This window comes from Frateuria sp. (genome assembly GCF_035695185.1).
Taxonomy (GTDB): domain Bacteria; phylum Pseudomonadota; class Gammaproteobacteria; order Xanthomonadales; family Rhodanobacteraceae; genus Frateuria_A.
In genome coordinates this window covers 1-15,690 of the sequence record NZ_DASSES010000177.1, presented here as the reverse complement: position 1 = coordinate 15,690, position 15,690 = coordinate 1, and the positions used below count along the sequence as shown (strand labels likewise).

12 protein-coding genes and 1 pseudogene are annotated in these 15,690 nt (G+C 71.6%); 7 read left to right on the top strand and 6 right to left on the bottom strand.

Annotated elements, in window-relative coordinates:
• Nucleotides 1-474: pseudogene (gene glnA / locus VFH59_RS14215) on the top strand (glutamine synthetase); the annotation flags it as partial.
• 74 nt (nt 475-548) lie between these two features.
• Here the strand turns inward: glnA and VFH59_RS14210 are convergent.
• Complete coding sequence (locus VFH59_RS14210; protein WP_325165564.1) at nt 549-1,322, bottom strand: LytTR family DNA-binding domain-containing protein; 774 nt, start codon at nt 1,320-1,322, stop codon at nt 549-551.
• A complete protein-coding gene (locus VFH59_RS14205; protein WP_325165563.1) occupies nt 1,319-2,356 on the bottom strand; it encodes a sensor histidine kinase in 1,038 nt (345 codons plus the stop codon). Before VFH59_RS14205 ends, VFH59_RS14210 begins: the two co-directional genes overlap by 4 nt.
• A gap of 135 nt (nt 2,357-2,491) precedes the next feature.
• Between VFH59_RS14205 and VFH59_RS14200 the strand changes: the two genes are divergently transcribed.
• The gene (locus VFH59_RS14200) at nt 2,492-4,690 is read left to right on the top strand and encodes a carbohydrate binding family 9 domain-containing protein (protein ID WP_325165562.1); all 2,199 of its coding nucleotides are present in this window, start codon (nt 2,492-2,494) and stop codon (nt 4,688-4,690) included.
• A 9-nt stretch (nt 4,691-4,699) separates the two neighbouring features.
• Here VFH59_RS14200 and VFH59_RS14195 read toward each other — a convergent pair whose 3' ends face one another.
• Nucleotides 4,700-6,211, bottom strand: coding sequence for a DUF2235 domain-containing protein (locus VFH59_RS14195; RefSeq protein ID WP_325165561.1), 1,512 nt, complete (start codon nt 6,209-6,211; stop codon nt 4,700-4,702).
• Nucleotides 6,212-6,392: 181 nt separating this feature from the next.
• On the opposite strand from VFH59_RS14195, the gene VFH59_RS14190 reads away from it, so the two are divergent.
• The 3 genes from VFH59_RS14190 (at nt 6,393) to VFH59_RS14180 (ending at nt 9,433) form a co-directional block, all read left to right on the top strand.
• Nucleotides 6,393-7,388, top strand: a complete 996-nt coding sequence (locus tag VFH59_RS14190; protein WP_325165560.1) for a two-component system sensor histidine kinase NtrB — start codon at nt 6,393-6,395, stop codon at nt 7,386-7,388.
• A 37-nt stretch (nt 7,389-7,425) separates the two neighbouring features.
• Entirely contained in the window at nt 7,426-8,799 is a 1,374-nt protein-coding gene (ntrC, locus tag VFH59_RS14185) for a nitrogen regulation protein NR(I) (protein ID WP_325165559.1), read from the top strand.
• A gap of 169 nt (nt 8,800-8,968) precedes the next feature.
• Nucleotides 8,969-9,433 (top strand): GNAT family N-acetyltransferase, encoded by a 465-nt coding sequence (locus VFH59_RS14180; protein ID WP_325165558.1) that lies wholly within the window; start codon nt 8,969-8,971, stop codon nt 9,431-9,433.
• Between the two features lie 18 nt (nt 9,434-9,451).
• On the opposite strand, the gene VFH59_RS14175 is transcribed toward VFH59_RS14180, so the two are convergent.
• Together VFH59_RS14175 and VFH59_RS14170 are read right to left on the bottom strand one after the other, a co-directional pair.
• Nucleotides 9,452-11,974, bottom strand: a complete 2,523-nt coding sequence (locus tag VFH59_RS14175) for a sensor domain-containing protein (RefSeq protein ID WP_325165557.1) — start codon at nt 11,972-11,974, stop codon at nt 9,452-9,454.
• Between the two features lie 111 nt (nt 11,975-12,085).
• Nucleotides 12,086-13,210 carry a hypothetical protein gene (locus tag VFH59_RS14170; protein ID WP_325165556.1) on the bottom strand — a complete coding sequence of 375 codons (1,125 nt, stop codon included), beginning with the start codon at nt 13,208-13,210 and terminating at the stop codon, nt 12,086-12,088.
• 130 nt (nt 13,211-13,340) lie between these two features.
• On the opposite strand from VFH59_RS14170, the gene VFH59_RS14165 reads away from it, so the two are divergent.
• Both VFH59_RS14165 and VFH59_RS14160 read left to right on the top strand, forming a co-directional pair.
• A complete protein-coding gene (locus VFH59_RS14165; RefSeq protein ID WP_325165555.1) occupies nt 13,341-14,624 on the top strand; it encodes an acetyl-CoA C-acetyltransferase in 1,284 nt (427 codons plus the stop codon).
• Nucleotides 14,625-14,639: 15 nt separating this feature from the next.
• Nucleotides 14,640-15,149 carry an energy transducer TonB gene (locus VFH59_RS14160; RefSeq protein WP_325165554.1) on the top strand — a complete coding sequence of 170 codons (510 nt, stop codon included), beginning with the start codon at nt 14,640-14,642 and terminating at the stop codon, nt 15,147-15,149.
• 39 nt (nt 15,150-15,188) lie between these two features.
• Here VFH59_RS14160 and VFH59_RS14155 read toward each other — a convergent pair.
• A partial coding sequence (locus VFH59_RS14155; protein WP_325165553.1) for a phospholipase D-like domain-containing protein occupies nt 15,189-15,690 on the bottom strand: 502 nt, incomplete at its 5' end.

Here is a 15,690-nt window from a genome sequence, read left to right as displayed (position 1 = left end):
GCCAACTCCACCACCAACAGCTACAAGCGCCTGGTGCCGGGCTTCGAGGCGCCGGTGATGCTGGCCTACTCGGCGCGCAACCGCTCGGCGAGCTGCCGGATCCCGTACGTGTCCAGCCCGAAGGGCCGTCGCATCGAGGTGCGCTTCCCCGACCCGATGAACTCCGGCTACCTGGTGTTCACTGCGCTGATGATGGCCGGCCTGGACGGCATCATCAACAAGATCGACCCGGGCGCGCCGGCCGACAAGGACCTCTACGACCTGCCGCCGGAAGAGGAGAAGAACATCCCGCAGGTGTGCGCGAGCCTGGACGAGGCGCTCAACGCGCTGGACAAGGACCGCGAGTTCCTCAAGGCCGGCGGCGTGTTCACCGACGACTTCATCGACGCCTACATCGAGCTGAAGATGAAGGAAGTCACCGCCTACCGCGCCAGCACGCATCCGCTGGAGTTCCAGATGTACTACGCGATCTGAACCTGCCCGGTCAGGCCACAGCGACGGGCGCCAGGTGCGCCCGTCGTCGTGTCGGGCGCGCAAGCCCGCATGCGTCATGCGCCCAGGATGTCCTTCACCCGCGTCTTCGCCCGGCGCCCGACCGCGAGCGTGGCACCGGAGCGGGTCGTCAGCAGCAACTGACCGTTGGCGGCGTTGCCCACCCGCACGACCGCCGCCAGATTGACCAGGGTGGAGCGGTGTACGCGCACGAAGCGCCCCACGGGCAGCGACGTCTCCAGGCGGTTGAGCGCGTCGCGCATCAGGTAGCCGCGTTCGGCGGTGTGGGCCTGCACGTAGTCGCCGTCGGCCGCAAACCACTCGATGTCCTCCAGCGCAAGGCGCAGGCGGCCCGTGCCCCATTCGACCCAGACCTGGCTCCCGCGGGTGTCCGGGACGCCCTCGCGCAGGGCCAGCAGGGACGCCTCCAGTGTGCCGATGCGCTGCGCGGCCGTATCCGCGGCCAGCTGCGCGCGCGCACGCTCGAGCGCCTGCGCCAGCCGCTCGGGGCGCACCGGCTTGAGCAGGTAGTCGGCCACCTGCAGCTCGAAGGCGCGCACGGCGTACTGCGGCCAGGCGGTCACGAACACCACGGCCGGCGCCGGTGTGGGCGAGAGCCGCGCAGCGAGCTCGATACCGGCCATGCGCGGCATTTCGATGTCCAGCAGCATCAGGTCGATGCGCTCGTGCGCGAGCACGTCCAGCGCGTCCATGCCGTCACCGGCGATGCCGGCAACCTCGACACCCGGGGCAGCCTGCAGCATTCGCACAAGCACGCGCTGCGCGGGCGCCTCGTCGTCCACCACCAGCACGCGCAGCGGTGCCGTCATGCGCCGGCGCCCGGCAGATGGACGTATGCGACGAAACCGCCGCCGGCGAGCGCGCGTGCCTCCAGCCGCGCCGCCGCGCCGTAGAGCAGCTGAAGCCGGCGCGCGATGTTGCCCAGGCCGACGCCCGCGCGCGCGTCACGGGGTGGGGCGGCGGCGCGGCCGTCGTCCTCCACCCGCAGCACCCAGCCCTCGTCCACGGTCGCCGCCGACAGGCGGATGGTCATGGCGCCTTCGGCGCAGGCGAGGCCGTGCTTGATGCAGTTCTCGACCAGCGGCTGCAGCACCATCGGTGGCAACCGACGCCCGAGCAGCTCCGGTGGAATCGCCTCGACCAGTTGCAGCCGCCCGCTGAACCGCTGCAGCTCGATCGTCAGGTAGTGGCGCACCGAGTCCAGCTCCTGCGCCAGCGTCACCTGCGCGGGCGGGTCTCGCTCGAGCGAGGCGCGCAGGAAGTCCGACAGCGCCAGCAGGCTGCGCCGCGCGCCCGCCTCGTCGCCCTCCACCACCAGCGCGTAGACGGTGTTGAGCGCGTTGAACAGGAAGTGCGGGTTGAGCTGCTGCAGCAGCAGACGGTGCTGCGCATCGATCGCCGCCGCGTCGGCCTGCGCCAGGCGCACCTCGCGGTCGCGCCGCTGCGCATCGGCGTCGAGCGCAAGGTAGAGCAGCACCCACGCGGCGAACACCCACAACGCCATCAGCGCGGTGCTCGGAATGTGCGCCCACCGGGGCGGACCCCAGTGGGGGCGGATTACGTACAGCGCCAGCTCGTTGGCCAGCGCGTAGAGCACGCTTGCCAGTGCCACGCCGAGCGCGGCCCAGCCGCCGGTGCGCCAGGCACTCTGCCCACGGACGCGCCCGAGCAGCCGGCCCAGCCCCAGGCACAGCAGCGCACCGCCGGCGCACAGTGGCAGCCGGCGCAACGCGCGGTCGAGCGAGAAGGGCACCTCCAGGGTGTCGGCCGTCCAGGCGACGAAGGCCACCGCCCACAGCAGCAGGGTGGCCAGCAGCAAGGTGCGGGATCGGTGCGCGGTCATGCAGGCCAGAGTGCGCCGCGCCGTCGCCACCGGCAAGACCGTTCGGCGAGCGTCCACTGCCGCCCGGCGAAAAGCCTTTGACCCGGCGCGCGGTGGTCTGCGATCCCGGATGCCTCATTCGCGCTGGAGACAAGGATGCGTTTGCACTGGATCTGTGGATGCCTGCTGGTGCTGGCATGGCCCGCGGCGGCAAGCGAGCGGGCCCAGTCGGTGGCTGCCGCGCGCACTGCGGCGCCGATCGTGCTGGACGGACGGCTGGATGAGGCGGCCTGGGCGCGCGCCATACCGATCGACCGCTTCTACGAGACCTATCCGGGTGCCCGGGTAGCGGCGCCGGAACGCACCGAGGTGCGCCTGCTGTACGACGACGACAACCTCTACGTCGGCCTGCGCCTGTGGCTGAAGGATCCCTCGCGGCTGCGCAAGCCGTTCGTGCGTCGCGACCAGGTCAACTACACCCACGACTACGCACAGATCTACCTCGACCCGCAAGGTTCGCGGCGCGGCTCCTACCTGTTCCGCGTCAACGCGCGCGGCACGCGAACCGACGGCTACCAGGACGAGGCACAGGAGACCGAGACACTGGACCCGGACTACGACTGGGACGTGGTCTCGCACATCGACGCGTACGGCTGGTCGGCCGAGATACGCATCCCGCTCTCGACCCTGCGCATCGCGCACAGCGGCGCCCAGCGCTGGGCAGTGGTGGTGACCCGCGGCGTGCCGCGCGAACAGAACACGCAGATGGCCAGTGCGCCGTTCCCCCACGACTCCAACTGCTTCCTCTGCTATGCCGGCACGGTCAGCTTCGCCGACCTCTCGCCGCATGCGGAGCGGCTCATCGCCACGCCCGGTTTGACCCTGACGCAGCGACACGACGAAGGCGGCTTCGGCCGTCGTCGCGGCCTGGACACCGAGCCGAGTCTGGACGCCAAGTGGCTGCCAGGCGACGCCGACGCGCTGGATGTCACGGTCAACCCCGACTTCTCGCAGGTGGAAGCCGATGTGGCGCAACTGACCGCCAACCAGCGCTTCGCGCTCGACCTGCCGGAGAAGCGGCCGTTTTTCCGCGAAGGCGCCGATCTGGTCGCCACCGCGATCCCGGCCGTCTACACGCGCAGCATCGCCGCGCCGGACTACGGCCTTCGCTACACGCACCGCTCGGCCGGGCTGGAGGGAACGGGCTTCGTCGCCCACGATGGCGGCCGCGCCGCGATCATCGAGCCGGGCTTCCTGGGTTCCTCGCTGGGACTGCCGGCTGTGGATTCGGACGTCGGCTTCGGCCGCCTGCGCGACACCCTCGCGCACGGCGACGTCGGCGCGCTGGCGGCGCTCAAGCGCAATGACGACGGCAGCCGAAACAGCGTTGCCGGCGTCGATGCAAGCTGGTCGAGTGACAGCGACCGCGTGCTCGGCCAGTGGCTCGATGCCGACACGCGCAACCCGCGCCGACCCGACCTGCTGCCGACCTGGCGCGGGCAGTCGCTGCACGGCGGGGCCATGCTGCTGGAGTGGGACCACAGCACCGCCAACGTGTGGTCGCTGCGCTATGAGCGCTATGGACCGGGCTTCCGCAGCTGGCTGGGCTACGTGCCGCGGGTCGGCTACCAACTGCTGCACGGCGAGTACTACCGGCCGTTCTACTCGACCGCCAAGTGGCTCAACACCATCGAGCCATACCTCTCGATGGACCGGTTGGACGGCGTCGGCGGCAACCGCGGACACGAATCGGACCCGGCGCTTGGCCTGGTGCTGTCGGGCTACAAGAGCTTCAGCGCCGATGTCTCCTGGCACTCGCGCGCGATGGTGCTCGATGGCGACGGGCACCAGCGCCATACCGACTTCGTCGCCTGGCAACTGAGCGCCAGCCCCGGCCCGCGCCTGCCGCTGGTCGCCGTCACCGGGCAGCGCGGGCGCATCGTCGACTACGCCACGGGCGAGGTGGTGCCAGGTGCCACCGTGGGCTGGCGCATGCTGGCGCGACCGCTCGACCGGCTCGAACTGGAGGCCCGCTACGACCGCGACACGCTCGACGGCCTGGCAGGGCAGCGGCGCCACCTGACGGAGGACGCCCTGCAGTGGTTCGGCACCTGGCATGTCACCGCACGCATGTATGTGCTGGTCACCTGGCAGCGCTACAGCAGCGCGCGTGACGTGCCGGCCAGGCAGCGCGAGCATCATGACAACGCCAGCCTGCAGTTCAACTGGAACGCCTCGCGCGACCTTCAGCTCTACTGGGGCCTGCGCTATGGCAGTGCGCGCGGGCAGGAGCCCGCGTCCGACGGGCGCGGACGCGAACTCTACTTCAAGGTGAGCTACACCCTGCGGCGCTAGACGAAGCGATCATGCGCGCGCGACCGTCAGCGCCACGGCGCCGTGGTTGTTGGCGTACGCCTGCCAGGCATCGTTGGCGTAGGCGTAGAGGTAGCCGCCGGCGGCCGGAGTGAAGCTGGTGCCTTCGCCGATGACGAAGGTCTCGCCGCGCGCCGCGCCCGCGCCGTTGGCGACGAAGCCGACCAGCGCGAACCACGGTGCGGACTCCAGCCGGCGGGTGAACCAGAAGTCGTTGTCGCTGTGGGTGGCGGCGTTGAACACGTGCTCGGCCGCGCCGAGCGCCGAAGCAGCCAGGCGCGCGACGTCGGAGAGATGGCGGCTGCCGACCTCGCCGCCGGCCGGCGAGAACTTGGTGCCGGCATCCAGCCACTCGCCCGAGGCGGTGAAGCGGTAGGCGACGCCCGCCTCCAGGTAGAGCCCGGTGGCATTCCAGTGCGGCGAGGCGAACACGTCCAGCGTGGCGTGCTCGCCGGCGGCGAGCGTGCGGGTGGGCCAGTAGTCGCCCTGCGCCAGCGGCGGCTCCACCTGGCGCGCGAGCGCATCGGGATGCAACTGGCCGGCCTGCACGCAGGCCGCGGCGACGCGCACCACGCCGCGCGGCTGGTTGCGGCCGAGCTTGAACACGCCCTTGCGCGAGTCGTGCAGCACGCCCTGCGGATCCGGGCGCAGCTGGGTGCGGCTGTTCCCGCGCAGCCGCAGGCCACAGGCGGCCGCCTCGTCGAACATCCAGCCGAGCGCGATGTCCGACAGCCCCGCCTGCGCATAGCCGCCACCGACGTCGGCGTGCACGCCGGGGAACCACACCTGCCGGACCCGGCCGGGCCGCTGGATGTGCGTCCACAGCGTGGGCATGAAATCCGCGCGCCGCTCGTCTATCGCCACGGCATGGCGTGCGTTGGCGATCATCGGGCTGATCCGAGTGTCGTGGAACTGGTAGCGGCGCGGGTCGCCGAGGAAGCGCAGCAGCGACAGTTCCAGCGGAATGCCGAGCGCGCCGACGGTGTCCCACACGCCCATGAAGTGCACGCCGGTGGTGCCCCCGGTCGGCTGGCCCGGCGCCACGCCGTGGAAGGGGTAGCCCTGGGTGTTGGCGAACGGCTGCCCGGCGCGGTAGGCGTCGAACACCGCCTGCACGCGCGACCACACCTCGGTCGGTGCCAGCGCCGGATCGGACAGGTCCAGCAGCCCGCTGTGCACGAGCAGCCCGCCCAGGCTGCGCACCGTGTAGGCGCCGCGGCTGAAGCCGAACAGGAAGATCCGGTCGCCCTCGCGGTAGCGCAGCGCCAGCCACTGGTAGGCGCTCATGATGTTGCGTTCCAGCCCGGCGCCGGTGCCGCCGCCGACCATGTGGTCGATCCAGCCGCCGTTGGTGCCCACGCCGGGGTGGTAGTAGGCCAGCTGCTGGTCGTCCTTGACGAGCGCGTTATAGAGCTTGGCCACGTTGGTCGGCGCGGGCAGGCCCTGGTCGGTTTGTTCCAGGGTGTTCCAGGTGCCGTCGCAACAGACGATCAGTTGGGTCATGGCCAACTCCTCCCCGGGCGTGGTGGCCACCCTACGCCCGCCGGGGTCGCCGGACCGTCGTCGCCGTCGCGGCTGCGGCGACCAGCAGGGGCGCCCCGGCGGAGTTAAGGGTTGGGACCATTCGGGAAGGGGTTAGGCCGGCCACATTGCACCAAAAAGGGACAACGCCCATCATGGTGCAATGAACGAGGCCGACTGGCGCGCATGGGCGGAGCAGGCGACGACCGGGCTTGGCCTGGTCGACGCGCAGTTGTGCCTGACCTGGCTCAACCCGGCGCTGGCCGAGGCCCTGGCGCTGGGGCCACGGCGCGCCATCGGCCAGCCGCTGGCGGCGCTGCTGGGCGAGCCGGCGGTGGCGGAGCAGGCGGCGCGGGCGCGCGACGAGCAGCGCACGGTGCAGTGGCGCGACCTGCGGCTGGGTGAACCGGATCGGCGCCTGGATGCCGCCTTGCAGCCGTTGGGCGTCGACCGCCTGCTGCTCGAAGTGCACGTGCTCGCGCCGGCCCTGGCCGACCACTCGCCGGTATCGGCCAGCCTGCGCGGCCTCGCGCACGAGGTGAAGAACCCGCTCGCTGGACTGCGCGGTGCCGCCCAGTTGTTGCAGCGGCGCGTCGGCGAGGCGGAGCTGAAGGCGCTGGCCGGCATGGTGATCGCCGAGGCCGACCGGCTGGCGGTCCTGACCGACCGGCTGCTGTACCGCGCGGGCCTGCCGCTGCGCGAGGTGCTCAACATCCACGCGGTGCTGGAGCGGGTGGTCGCGCTGCTGGAGGCCGAGCCGGCGCCGCTGGCGATCCGCCAGGATTACGACCCCAGCCTGCCCGAACTGCGCGGGGATGCCGACCGGCTGCAGCAGTTGCTGCTCAACCTGGCACGCAACGCGCGCGAGGCCGGTGCACGCACCCTGACCCTGCGCACCCGCGCCGAACATGGCGTGCGCCTGGGCGAGCGCGTGGTGCGCACCGCGTTGCGACTGGAAGTGCTCGACGATGGCGCCGGCGTGCCCGCGGCCCTGCGCGACACCTTGTTCGAGCCGCTGGTGTCCGGTCGCGCCGAGGGTACCGGCCTGGGCCTCGCGCTGGCCCGCGAGATCGCGCACGAGCACGGCGGCGAACTGCGCCACGCCGGTCTGCCCGGCGCGACCCTCTTCACCCTGTGGCTGCCGCTGGAGCAGGGATGATCCCGGCGCGCCTCCATCCTTCCCGAGCGGGACGACCATGAGCGCTGACGTCTGGATCGTCGACGACGACCGCAGCATCCGCTACGTGCTTGCCGAAGCCCTGCGCGAGGTCGGCCTGGCCGTGCACGAGTTCGGCGACGCGCCCAGTGTGCGCGCCGCGCTGCAACAGGCGCGCCCGGCGCTGCTGCTGACCGACGTGCGCATGCCCGGCGAGGACGGCCTGGGGCTGCTCGCCGCGCTCCATGCCCAGGGCATCGGGCCGGTGATCGTGATGAGCGCCTACACCGACATCGCCACCACCGCCGCCGCCTACCGCGCCGGTGCCGTCGATTACCTGCCCAAACCGTTCGATCTCGATCACGCGGTGGAAGTCGTGCGCCGTGCACTGGCCGACCGCCCCGCCGCCCCGCCGCCGCCCGCCGCCGCGCCGCCGCACGCGCTGCTGGGCGAAAGCGTGCCGATGCGCGAGGTGTTCCGGCTGATCGGCCGCGTCGCGGCAAGCGACCTCAACGTGCTGGTGACCGGTGAGACCGGGACCGGCAAGGAGCTGGTGGCGCGCGCGTTGCACGAGGAGAGCGCGCGGCGCGGCAAGCCGTTCGTGGCACTGAACACCGCGGCGATCCCGAGCGAGCTGCTGGAAAGCGAACTGTTCGGCCACGAGGCCGGCGCCTTCACCGGTGCGTCGCGGCGCGTGGCCGGGCGCTTCGAGCAGGCCGAGGGCGGCACGCTGTTCCTGGACGAGATCGGTGACATGCCGCTGGCGCTGCAGACGCGCCTCCTGCGCGTGCTGGCCGGCGGCGAGTTCTATCGCGTGGGCGGGCGCGAGCTGATCCGCGGCAACGTGCGGATCATCGCCGCCACCCACCAGGACCTGGATGCGCGCGTGGCGGCCGGACAGTTCCGCGCCGACCTCAAGCACCGGTTGGACGTGGTGCGTATCGAACTGCCGCCGCTGCGCGCGCGTCGCGCGGACATCCCGCTGCTGGCCAGGCATTTCCTGGCCACGGCGGCGCAGGAACTGAAGCTCCCGCCCAAGCGGTTTTCGCGCGCGGCGCTGAAGGCGCTGGAGCAGCGCGATTTTCCGGGCAACGTACGCGAGCTGGAGAACCTGTGCCGGCGGCTGGCGGTGATCGCGCCCGGTGCCGAGATCCAGGCCGCCGAGCTCGGCACCACCGCCACGCCGGCGGCGTCCGGTGGCTGGACCGGCGCCTTGCACGACTGGGCCAGCGAGGCACTCGCGCGCGGCGAGGCGGACATCCATGCGCGCGCGCGCGAGGCGCTCGACCGCACGTTGCTGGAGGCCGCGCTGGCGGCGCATGGCGGGCACCGGCAGCATGCGGCGGCGGCGCTCGGGGTCGGGCGCAATACCCTGACGCGCAAGCTGGGGGCGTCGCGCAAACGCCGCAGCTGAGGCGCACCCGGGAAAAACGCCGCTCGTGCCGAACGCAGGCGCGCAGCGCCGACGTCGAAGCACCGCCAGGCAGCCCGGAACCCTCCGACTCCGGCGCTGCGCGCCAACTGTCAGCCACGACGAGCGTGCGAAGACATGGCACGCTAACCGATCACCGGAGAGTCCATCGATGCCCGAAGCCCTCACCATCCGCCCCGCCACGCGCGACGACATCCTCCACCTGGTCGACTGGAACGCCGCCATGGCGCAGGAGACCGAAGCCAAGGCGCTCGATCGCGCGGTACTCGCGCGCGGCGTCCAGGGCGTGTTCGACGAGCCGCGCCGCGGCTTCTACCTGGTTGCCGAACGCGATGGAACGGCCGTCGGCAGCCTGCTGGTCACCTACGAGTGGAGCGACTGGCGCTGCGGCGACTTCTGGTGGATCCAGAGCGTCTACGTGGTGCCCGCGGCGCGCCGTGCCGGTGTGTTCCGCGCGCTGTATGCGGCAGTGCGCGCGAAAGCGGCCGTCGCCGGTGCGGTCGGCCTGCGGCTCTACGTGGAAACGGAGAACCACCGCGCCCAGCGCACCTATGCCGAGCTGGGCATGGCGCCGTGCCACTACTTCATGTACGAGGAAGCCCTGCCGCGCACGTAGCGTGGCCTGGAGCCCACGCTACGGCTTGTCGGACGCCCAGCGCCGCAGGTGCTGCTCGGCCAGCAGCTTGCCGAACGCGGTCGCGTCCATCGGTGCGCCGAACAGGAAGCCCTGCAACTGCTCGCAGCCGGCCGCTCGCAGGTACTCGGCCTGCGCCTCGGTTTCCACGCCCTCGGCGACCACGGTCTTGGCCAGGCTGCGCGCCATCGCGATGATCGCCTGGGTGATCGCGGCGGTGTCCGGGTCGGTCTCGACGTCGCGCACGACGGCGCGGTCGATCTTCAGCGCGTCGACCGGGAAATGCTTGAGGTAGGACAGGCTGCAGTAGCCGGTCCCGAAGTCGTCCAGTGACAGACGCACGCCGCAGCGCTTGATCTGCTGGAGCAGCGCGATGGTGGCGTCGCCACCGGCCATCACCGTGCGCTCGGTCAGCTCGAGCTCCAGCAGCGCGGGATCGAGCGAACAGTCGGCCAGCACCGCCTGCAGCTCGGCCAGGAAGCGGGCGTGCTGGAACTGCAGCGGCGAGACGTTGACCGCGACCGGCACGCCCATCTGCCGGCGGTGCCAGAGGTCGGCCTGGCGGCAGGCCTCGCGCAGCACCCAGGCGCCGACCGGCACGATCAGGCCGGTGTCCTCGGCCACCGCGACGAGCTGCTCGGGCGGATAGCGCTCGGTACCGTCGGCGTCGTGCCAGCGCAGCAGCGCTTCGGCGCCGACGATGCGTCCGTCGCTCGCGTCCACCTTCGGCTGGTAATGGAGCGACAGCTGCTCGCGCGCGATCGCCAGGCGCAGCTCGGCCTCGATGCGCCGGCGCAGGGACGCGCGCTCGTTCATCGATGCGGTGAAAAAGCGATAGCTTTGCCGCCCGCCCACCTTGACCTCGTACATCGCACTGTCGGCGTGGCGCAGCAGTTCCTCGACGCCGGCCGCATCGTCCGGGCACAGGCTGATGCCGACCGACATGCGTACCGCGAGCTCGGGCAGGCCGGCCACCCGGGTGCGCTCGCCGTAGGCGATCAACCGCTGCGCGACGCTGGCCGCCTGGCCGGGCGCCTCCACCTGCGGCAGCAGCACCACGAACTCGTCGCCATGGTGGCGGCACAACAGGTCCTCGTCGTGCAGTGCCTGGCGCAGCTGCGCGGCGAACGCGCGCAACACGCGGTCGCCGTTGGCCGGACCGTGCTGGTCGTTGATCTGCTTGAAGTGGTCGATGTCGATGTAGAGCAGCGCGCAGCGCTGCTGGCGGCGCCGCGCGGTCGTCACCGCCTGCTCCATCTGGCCTTGCATCTGGCCGCGGTTGGGCAGCCCGGTGAGGGTATCGAGCTGGGTCAGGTGGATCATCTTCAGCGCGAGCGCACGCGTCTCACTGACGTCGCGGAACACCAGCACGCCGCCGATGGCGTGGCCGGCGTGGTCGTGGATCGGCGCGGAGGAATCCTCGATCGGCGTCTCGAAGCCGTTGCGATGCAGCAGCACCGCCTTGCCTTCCAGGTCGACGATGGCGTTGCGCTCGATCGCCGTGCGCAGCGGGTTCCCCAGCGGCCTGCCGGTGCGTGCGTCGCGCAGGCGGAATACCTCGTCCATCGGCCGTCCGCGCGCCTCGGCGGCGGTCCAGCCGGTCAAGCCTTCGGCGATCGGATTGAGCGAGGTGACGCGCAGCTGCAGGTCGGCGGCGATCACCGCGTCGCCGATCGAGTTGAGCGTGACCTGGGCCAGTTCGCGCTCGCGGAACAGCGCTTCCTCGTACTGCTTGCGCTGGCTGATGTCCTGCACCTGCGAGACGAAGTACAGCGGTTTGCCGTGCTCGTCGCGCACCAGCGAGACGCTCAGCTGGAAATGCACGACGTGGCCGTCCTTGTGCAGGTTGCGTTTCTCCAGCTGGTAGGCATCGAGGTGCCCATCGAGCATCTGCTGCCACTGCGCCATGTCGTTGCCGTAGTCGTCCGGATGGGTGACGTCGGCGACGCCGAGGGTCAGGAACTCCTCCTGGCTGTAGCCCAGCATGCGGCAGACCGCCTCGTTCACGCGCAGGAAGCGGCCATCCGGGCGTACCAGTGCCATGCCGATGGCGGCGTGCTGGAAGGCGCCGAAGAAGCGCTGCTCGCTCTCGCGCAGCTTCAGCTCCAGCGCGTGGCGCTCGGTGATGTCGATGAACACCGCGAACACGCCGTGCACGCGACCCTGCGCGTCGGCGTCGGGCTGGAAACTGGCGTGCATGTACCGATGTGCGCGACCGGCGAACAGCACGCCATCGACCGTGCTCGGCTGGCCGCCGAGCGCCGCCTGCAGGGCCTCGATCGCACGTGGCGCGCCGGCCTCGTCGAGCAACTCGCCGATCGCACGGCCGGCCAGGCCATCGGCCGCGACGCCGAGCCAGCGCCGCGGGGGGCGGTTGGCGTAGCGCACGTGGAGGTCGGGGTCGACGTAGGCGATCAGCGCGGGTACGCCGTGCAACACGTACTCGGGCCAGCTCCGGGCGGGCTGGCCGGTGTCTTCGGGCGGGTCGGCCAGTGATCCGTCCGGTGGAAGGGGTTGGTTCATGGCACTTCCCCTCGAGCGCATACCCCTGCTCGGCGGCCATCATGCGCCTGCCGCCGGATGGATGCCACCACCGTCCGAGGGGGGGCGCAGCCCGCGCCGAGGGGCGGCCGCTCAGTGCCGTGACGGTGCCCGCGCGGCAAGCCCGTCGGCGTCCAGCCACACCCGGCCCAGCGCCTGCAACCCCGGCTCGATGCCGTAGCGCGCGGCGAGCACCGCCGCGAGCGGCCCCAGCGCCGGCGGCGCCAGCGGGTAACCGTGCGCGAGCAGCCGCGGTCGACCGCCAGCGCCGGGCTGGGCCGCCGTGATGGCCACCGTGCCGAGGCCCGGCGCTTCGTGGGCGAACAAGACCGGCGGCGCCAGCGCGGGATCGGCGGCGGCCAGCGTCTCGAGCAGCCAGCCGGCACCCGCATCGCCCTGGTCGAGCCGCAGCGGCAGGCGGTGTGCCTCCAGCAGCGCGGCGTACTGGCGCAGTTCGAACACCATGCCCGCGAACGCGTGCGCCCGCTCTGCGCTGTCACCGGCCTGGGCAGCGAGCCAGGCCGCGGGCGAGCCGGCGTGCACGGCGCCTTCGGCATAGCGCAGCGGCAGGCCGCGGGCGCTGAGCGTGTGTTCCGGCTGGTCCGGGGTCAGCAACGCCGCTTCCAGCAGGGTCCACAGCGACGCGAGGTTGACGTGCTCGTATTGCACGCAGGTCAGCGCGAGCAGGTCGTTGCGGCTGAGATAACGGGCATGCTCCAGGCGCACGCCGAGCGTGCGCATCAGCCAGTCGGCGGTGCGCGTGCCGGCCTCGCCGCGGCCGACCAGCTGTATTTCCATGTCCCGGGCCAGGCCGTCGGCCAGCGCCTCGCCCGCCAGCACCGACAACGGCAGCAGGCGCAGCGCTCCGCCGGCGTGGTCGGGCTCGGGCACCAGCGTCTGCGCCGGCATCTGCCCGGCGTGGCTGCCGAAGGCGACCACGTTTTCCAGGTGCCCGCGCGGCACGCGCCGGGCCAGTTCGTCCAGCGTGGCCCACACCGGGAAGCCCGGGCGTAGCAGCTCCACCGGATCGAACAGCGCGCCGGCCAGCGCCAGCCGCGCTTCACCGATCTGCGGCAGCAGCGCATGCAGGTCCTCGGCGATCAGCCCGGCCAGGGCCTCGGCCTCGTCACGGCTCAGCGTGACGGCAGCGGGCGACTGGCCCGGGGAACACTCCAGCGCGAGCACCGCGGGCAGGGCGATCAGCGGTTGCGCATCCATCAGCGGCATTCCGAACGGCGGGGAACCGCCGATTATACGGAGCGCTACCCGTTCACGCTTTCGGGCTTCCGCCGCATGGGCGTGCGGGTTAGCCTGTGGAGACTCGTAGGCCCCCAGGACCTCCCCGGACATGGAAAAAACCACGAAGCGCGTCGGTGTGATCGGCGGTGTGCGCATCCCGTTCTGCCGCAACAACACCGCCTACGCCGACGTTGGCAACTTCGGCATGTCGGTCAAGGTGCTCGGGGCGCTGGTGGAACGCTACGGCCTGCACGGGGTGGAGCTGGGCGAGGTCGCGCTGGGCGCGGTGATCAAGCATTCGTCGGACTGGAACCTCGCGCGCGAGGCCCTGCTGAGCTCGGGGCTGGCCCCGACCACGCCGGGCATCACCACCGCGCGCGCCTGCGGCACCTCGCTCGACAACGCCATCATCGTGGCGAACAAGATCGCGGTGGGACAGATCGAGGCCGGCATCGCCGCGGGCTCGGACACCACCAGCGACGTGCCGATCGTCTATGGCGAGCGCCTGCGCAAGCGGCTGTTGTCGATCAACCGCGCCAAGGGCTGGCAGGACAAGCTCGCCGCCGCGACGCGCGGCTTCTCGCTGTCGGAGTTCAAGCCGTCGTTCCCCGGCGTGGCGGAGCCGCGCACCGGCATGTCGATGGGCGAGCACTGCGAGAAGATGGCGCGCGAGTGGCACATCGCCCGCGAAGCCCAGGACCGGCTGGCGCTGGAGAGCCACAAGAAGCTCGCCGCGGCCTACGAGTCGGGTTTCATGGACGATCTGGTGGTGCCTTTCCGCGGGGTCCGGCGCGACAACATCCTGCGGCCGGACACCAGCATGGAGAAACTGGCGACCCTGAAACCGGCGTTCGACCGCAGCTCCGGCCACGGCACGCTCACGGCCGGCAACTCGACGGCGCTGTCCGACGGCGCCGCCGCGGTGCTGCTCGCGGGCGAGGAATGGGCGGCCCGGCGCGGGCTGCCGGTACAGGCGTGGGTGCGCGATGCCGAGGTGGCCGCGGTCGATTTCGTGCATGGCGAGGGCCTGCTGATGGCGCCCACCGTGGCGGTGGCGCGGCTGCTCGCCCGCAACGGGCTGACCCTGCAGGACTTCGATTTCTACGAGATCCACGAGGCCTTCGCCGCACAGGTGCTGTGCACGCTGCGCGCGTGGGAGAGCGCCGATTACTGCCGCAACCGGCTCGGCCTGGACGCGCCGCTGGGCAGCATCGACCCGGCCAGGCTCAATGTGCATGGCTCCAGCCTGGCCGTCGGCCACCCGTTCGCCGCCACCGGGGCGCGGCTGGTGGCGACGCTGGCGAAGGAGCTGGAGCGCAAGGGCAGCGGCCGCGGGCTCATATCCGTGTGCACCGCCGGCGGCATGGGCGTGGTCGCGATCCTGGAGCGCTGACCCGGGGCGGTCGCCATGCCGCGCCTGCGCGTCACCGCGGTCCTGAGCCTGCTCGGCCTGCTGGTCGGCATCCTCGGAACCGGTTGGCTGAGTGGCTTCACCGATGACTGGGTCGGCCCGCCGCCGCACCAGGCGGCGCAGGTCGTGCCGCGGCTGCATCGCGCGCCGCCCCGCCATCGCCCGCATGCGGCGCCGCGCGTCGTCGGCGCGCAACCGGCGGCCGTCGCCGCACCGGCGCCGCTCGCCCCGCCCGCGCTGGTGCCGCTGGACACCCCGCCGGCGCCGGCTTCGTGGGCGGCGTTGCGCGGCCATCTGGACGGCCGCGTAGTGCTCACGATCGCCACCGACGGCCACGGGGAAGTGACCTCCGCCGCCATCGCACGATCCAGCGGTGATGCGGTGCTCGATGCCTATGCGCTGACCACCGTCCGGCGATGGCGCTTCGCGGTGCCCGCCGGCACGGCAGGCGTGCATGGGCCATTGCCGATGCGCTTCGACAGCACCGCGTCCTCGACGCCGCCGTAGGCGAGTCCACGTCCGGCGAGGCGGGGTGGTGCTTCGCCGCTAGAGGATCCCGCTCGCGCTGGAGCCGAACGCGGTGATCAAGCGCGTGTAGATCAGCTTCGGTGACAGCGCCACGTCCGGAAAATCGCCGACCGGCTGGTAGCAGCTGTAGAACCCCGGGTCGCTCGGCCGCATCGGGGCGCACCCTTCCTTGAGCTGGTAGCTGGTGGCGTAGCGGTAGGGCCAGAAATCGAACAGCGGCAGGCTTTCGGAGAGCTCGCCGATGGCCTGGTTGAGCTTGGTCAGCACCGGTACCACCGGCCGTCGCGGGGCGATCACCCAGGCGTTTCGTGGCTGGGTGTCGCGCAGGATCGCCTGGCGCAGCTGGTCGGCGAAGCGCGGGTCGTAGACGATCACGCCGGCCTCGGTGTTGTAGTGGTCCGAGCGCGGGTCGAAATTGTGCGAGCCGACCATCGCGAAGTGGTCATCGACCACTATCGACTTGGCATGCAGCGCGAAGCGGCGGCCTTCGCTGACCAGCGGCGCCGGGCGCTGGCTGCTG

Bases quoted from the DNA above. Each gene is read 5' to 3' on its own strand.
- VFH59_RS14210 (WP_325165564.1), bottom strand. From the start codon at position 1,322: ATGACGGCACCGCTGCGCGTGCTGGTGGTGGACGACGAGGCGCCCGCG.
- VFH59_RS14205 (WP_325165563.1), bottom strand. From the start codon at position 2,356: ATGACCGCGCACCGATCCCGCACCTTGCTGCTGGCCACCCTGCTGCTG.
- VFH59_RS14180 (WP_325165558.1), top strand. From the start codon at position 8,969: ATGCCCGAAGCCCTCACCATCCGCCCCGCCACGCGCGACGACATCCTC.
- ntrC (WP_325165559.1), top strand. From the start codon at position 7,426: ATGAGCGCTGACGTCTGGATCGTCGACGACGACCGCAGCATCCGCTAC.
- VFH59_RS14190 (WP_325165560.1), top strand. From the start codon at position 6,393: ATGAACGAGGCCGACTGGCGCGCATGGGCGGAGCAGGCGACGACCGGG.
- VFH59_RS14175 (WP_325165557.1), bottom strand. From the start codon at position 11,974: ATGAACCAACCCCTTCCACCGGACGGATCACTGGCCGACCCGCCCGAA.
- VFH59_RS14160 (WP_325165554.1), top strand. From the start codon at position 14,640: ATGCCGCGCCTGCGCGTCACCGCGGTCCTGAGCCTGCTCGGCCTGCTG.
- VFH59_RS14200 (WP_325165562.1), top strand. From the start codon at position 2,492: ATGCGTTTGCACTGGATCTGTGGATGCCTGCTGGTGCTGGCATGGCCC.
- VFH59_RS14165 (WP_325165555.1), top strand. From the start codon at position 13,341: ATGGAAAAAACCACGAAGCGCGTCGGTGTGATCGGCGGTGTGCGCATC.
- VFH59_RS14170 (WP_325165556.1), bottom strand. From the start codon at position 13,210: ATGGATGCGCAACCGCTGATCGCCCTGCCCGCGGTGCTCGCGCTGGAG.
- VFH59_RS14195 (WP_325165561.1), bottom strand. From the start codon at position 6,211: ATGACCCAACTGATCGTCTGTTGCGACGGCACCTGGAACACCCTGGAA.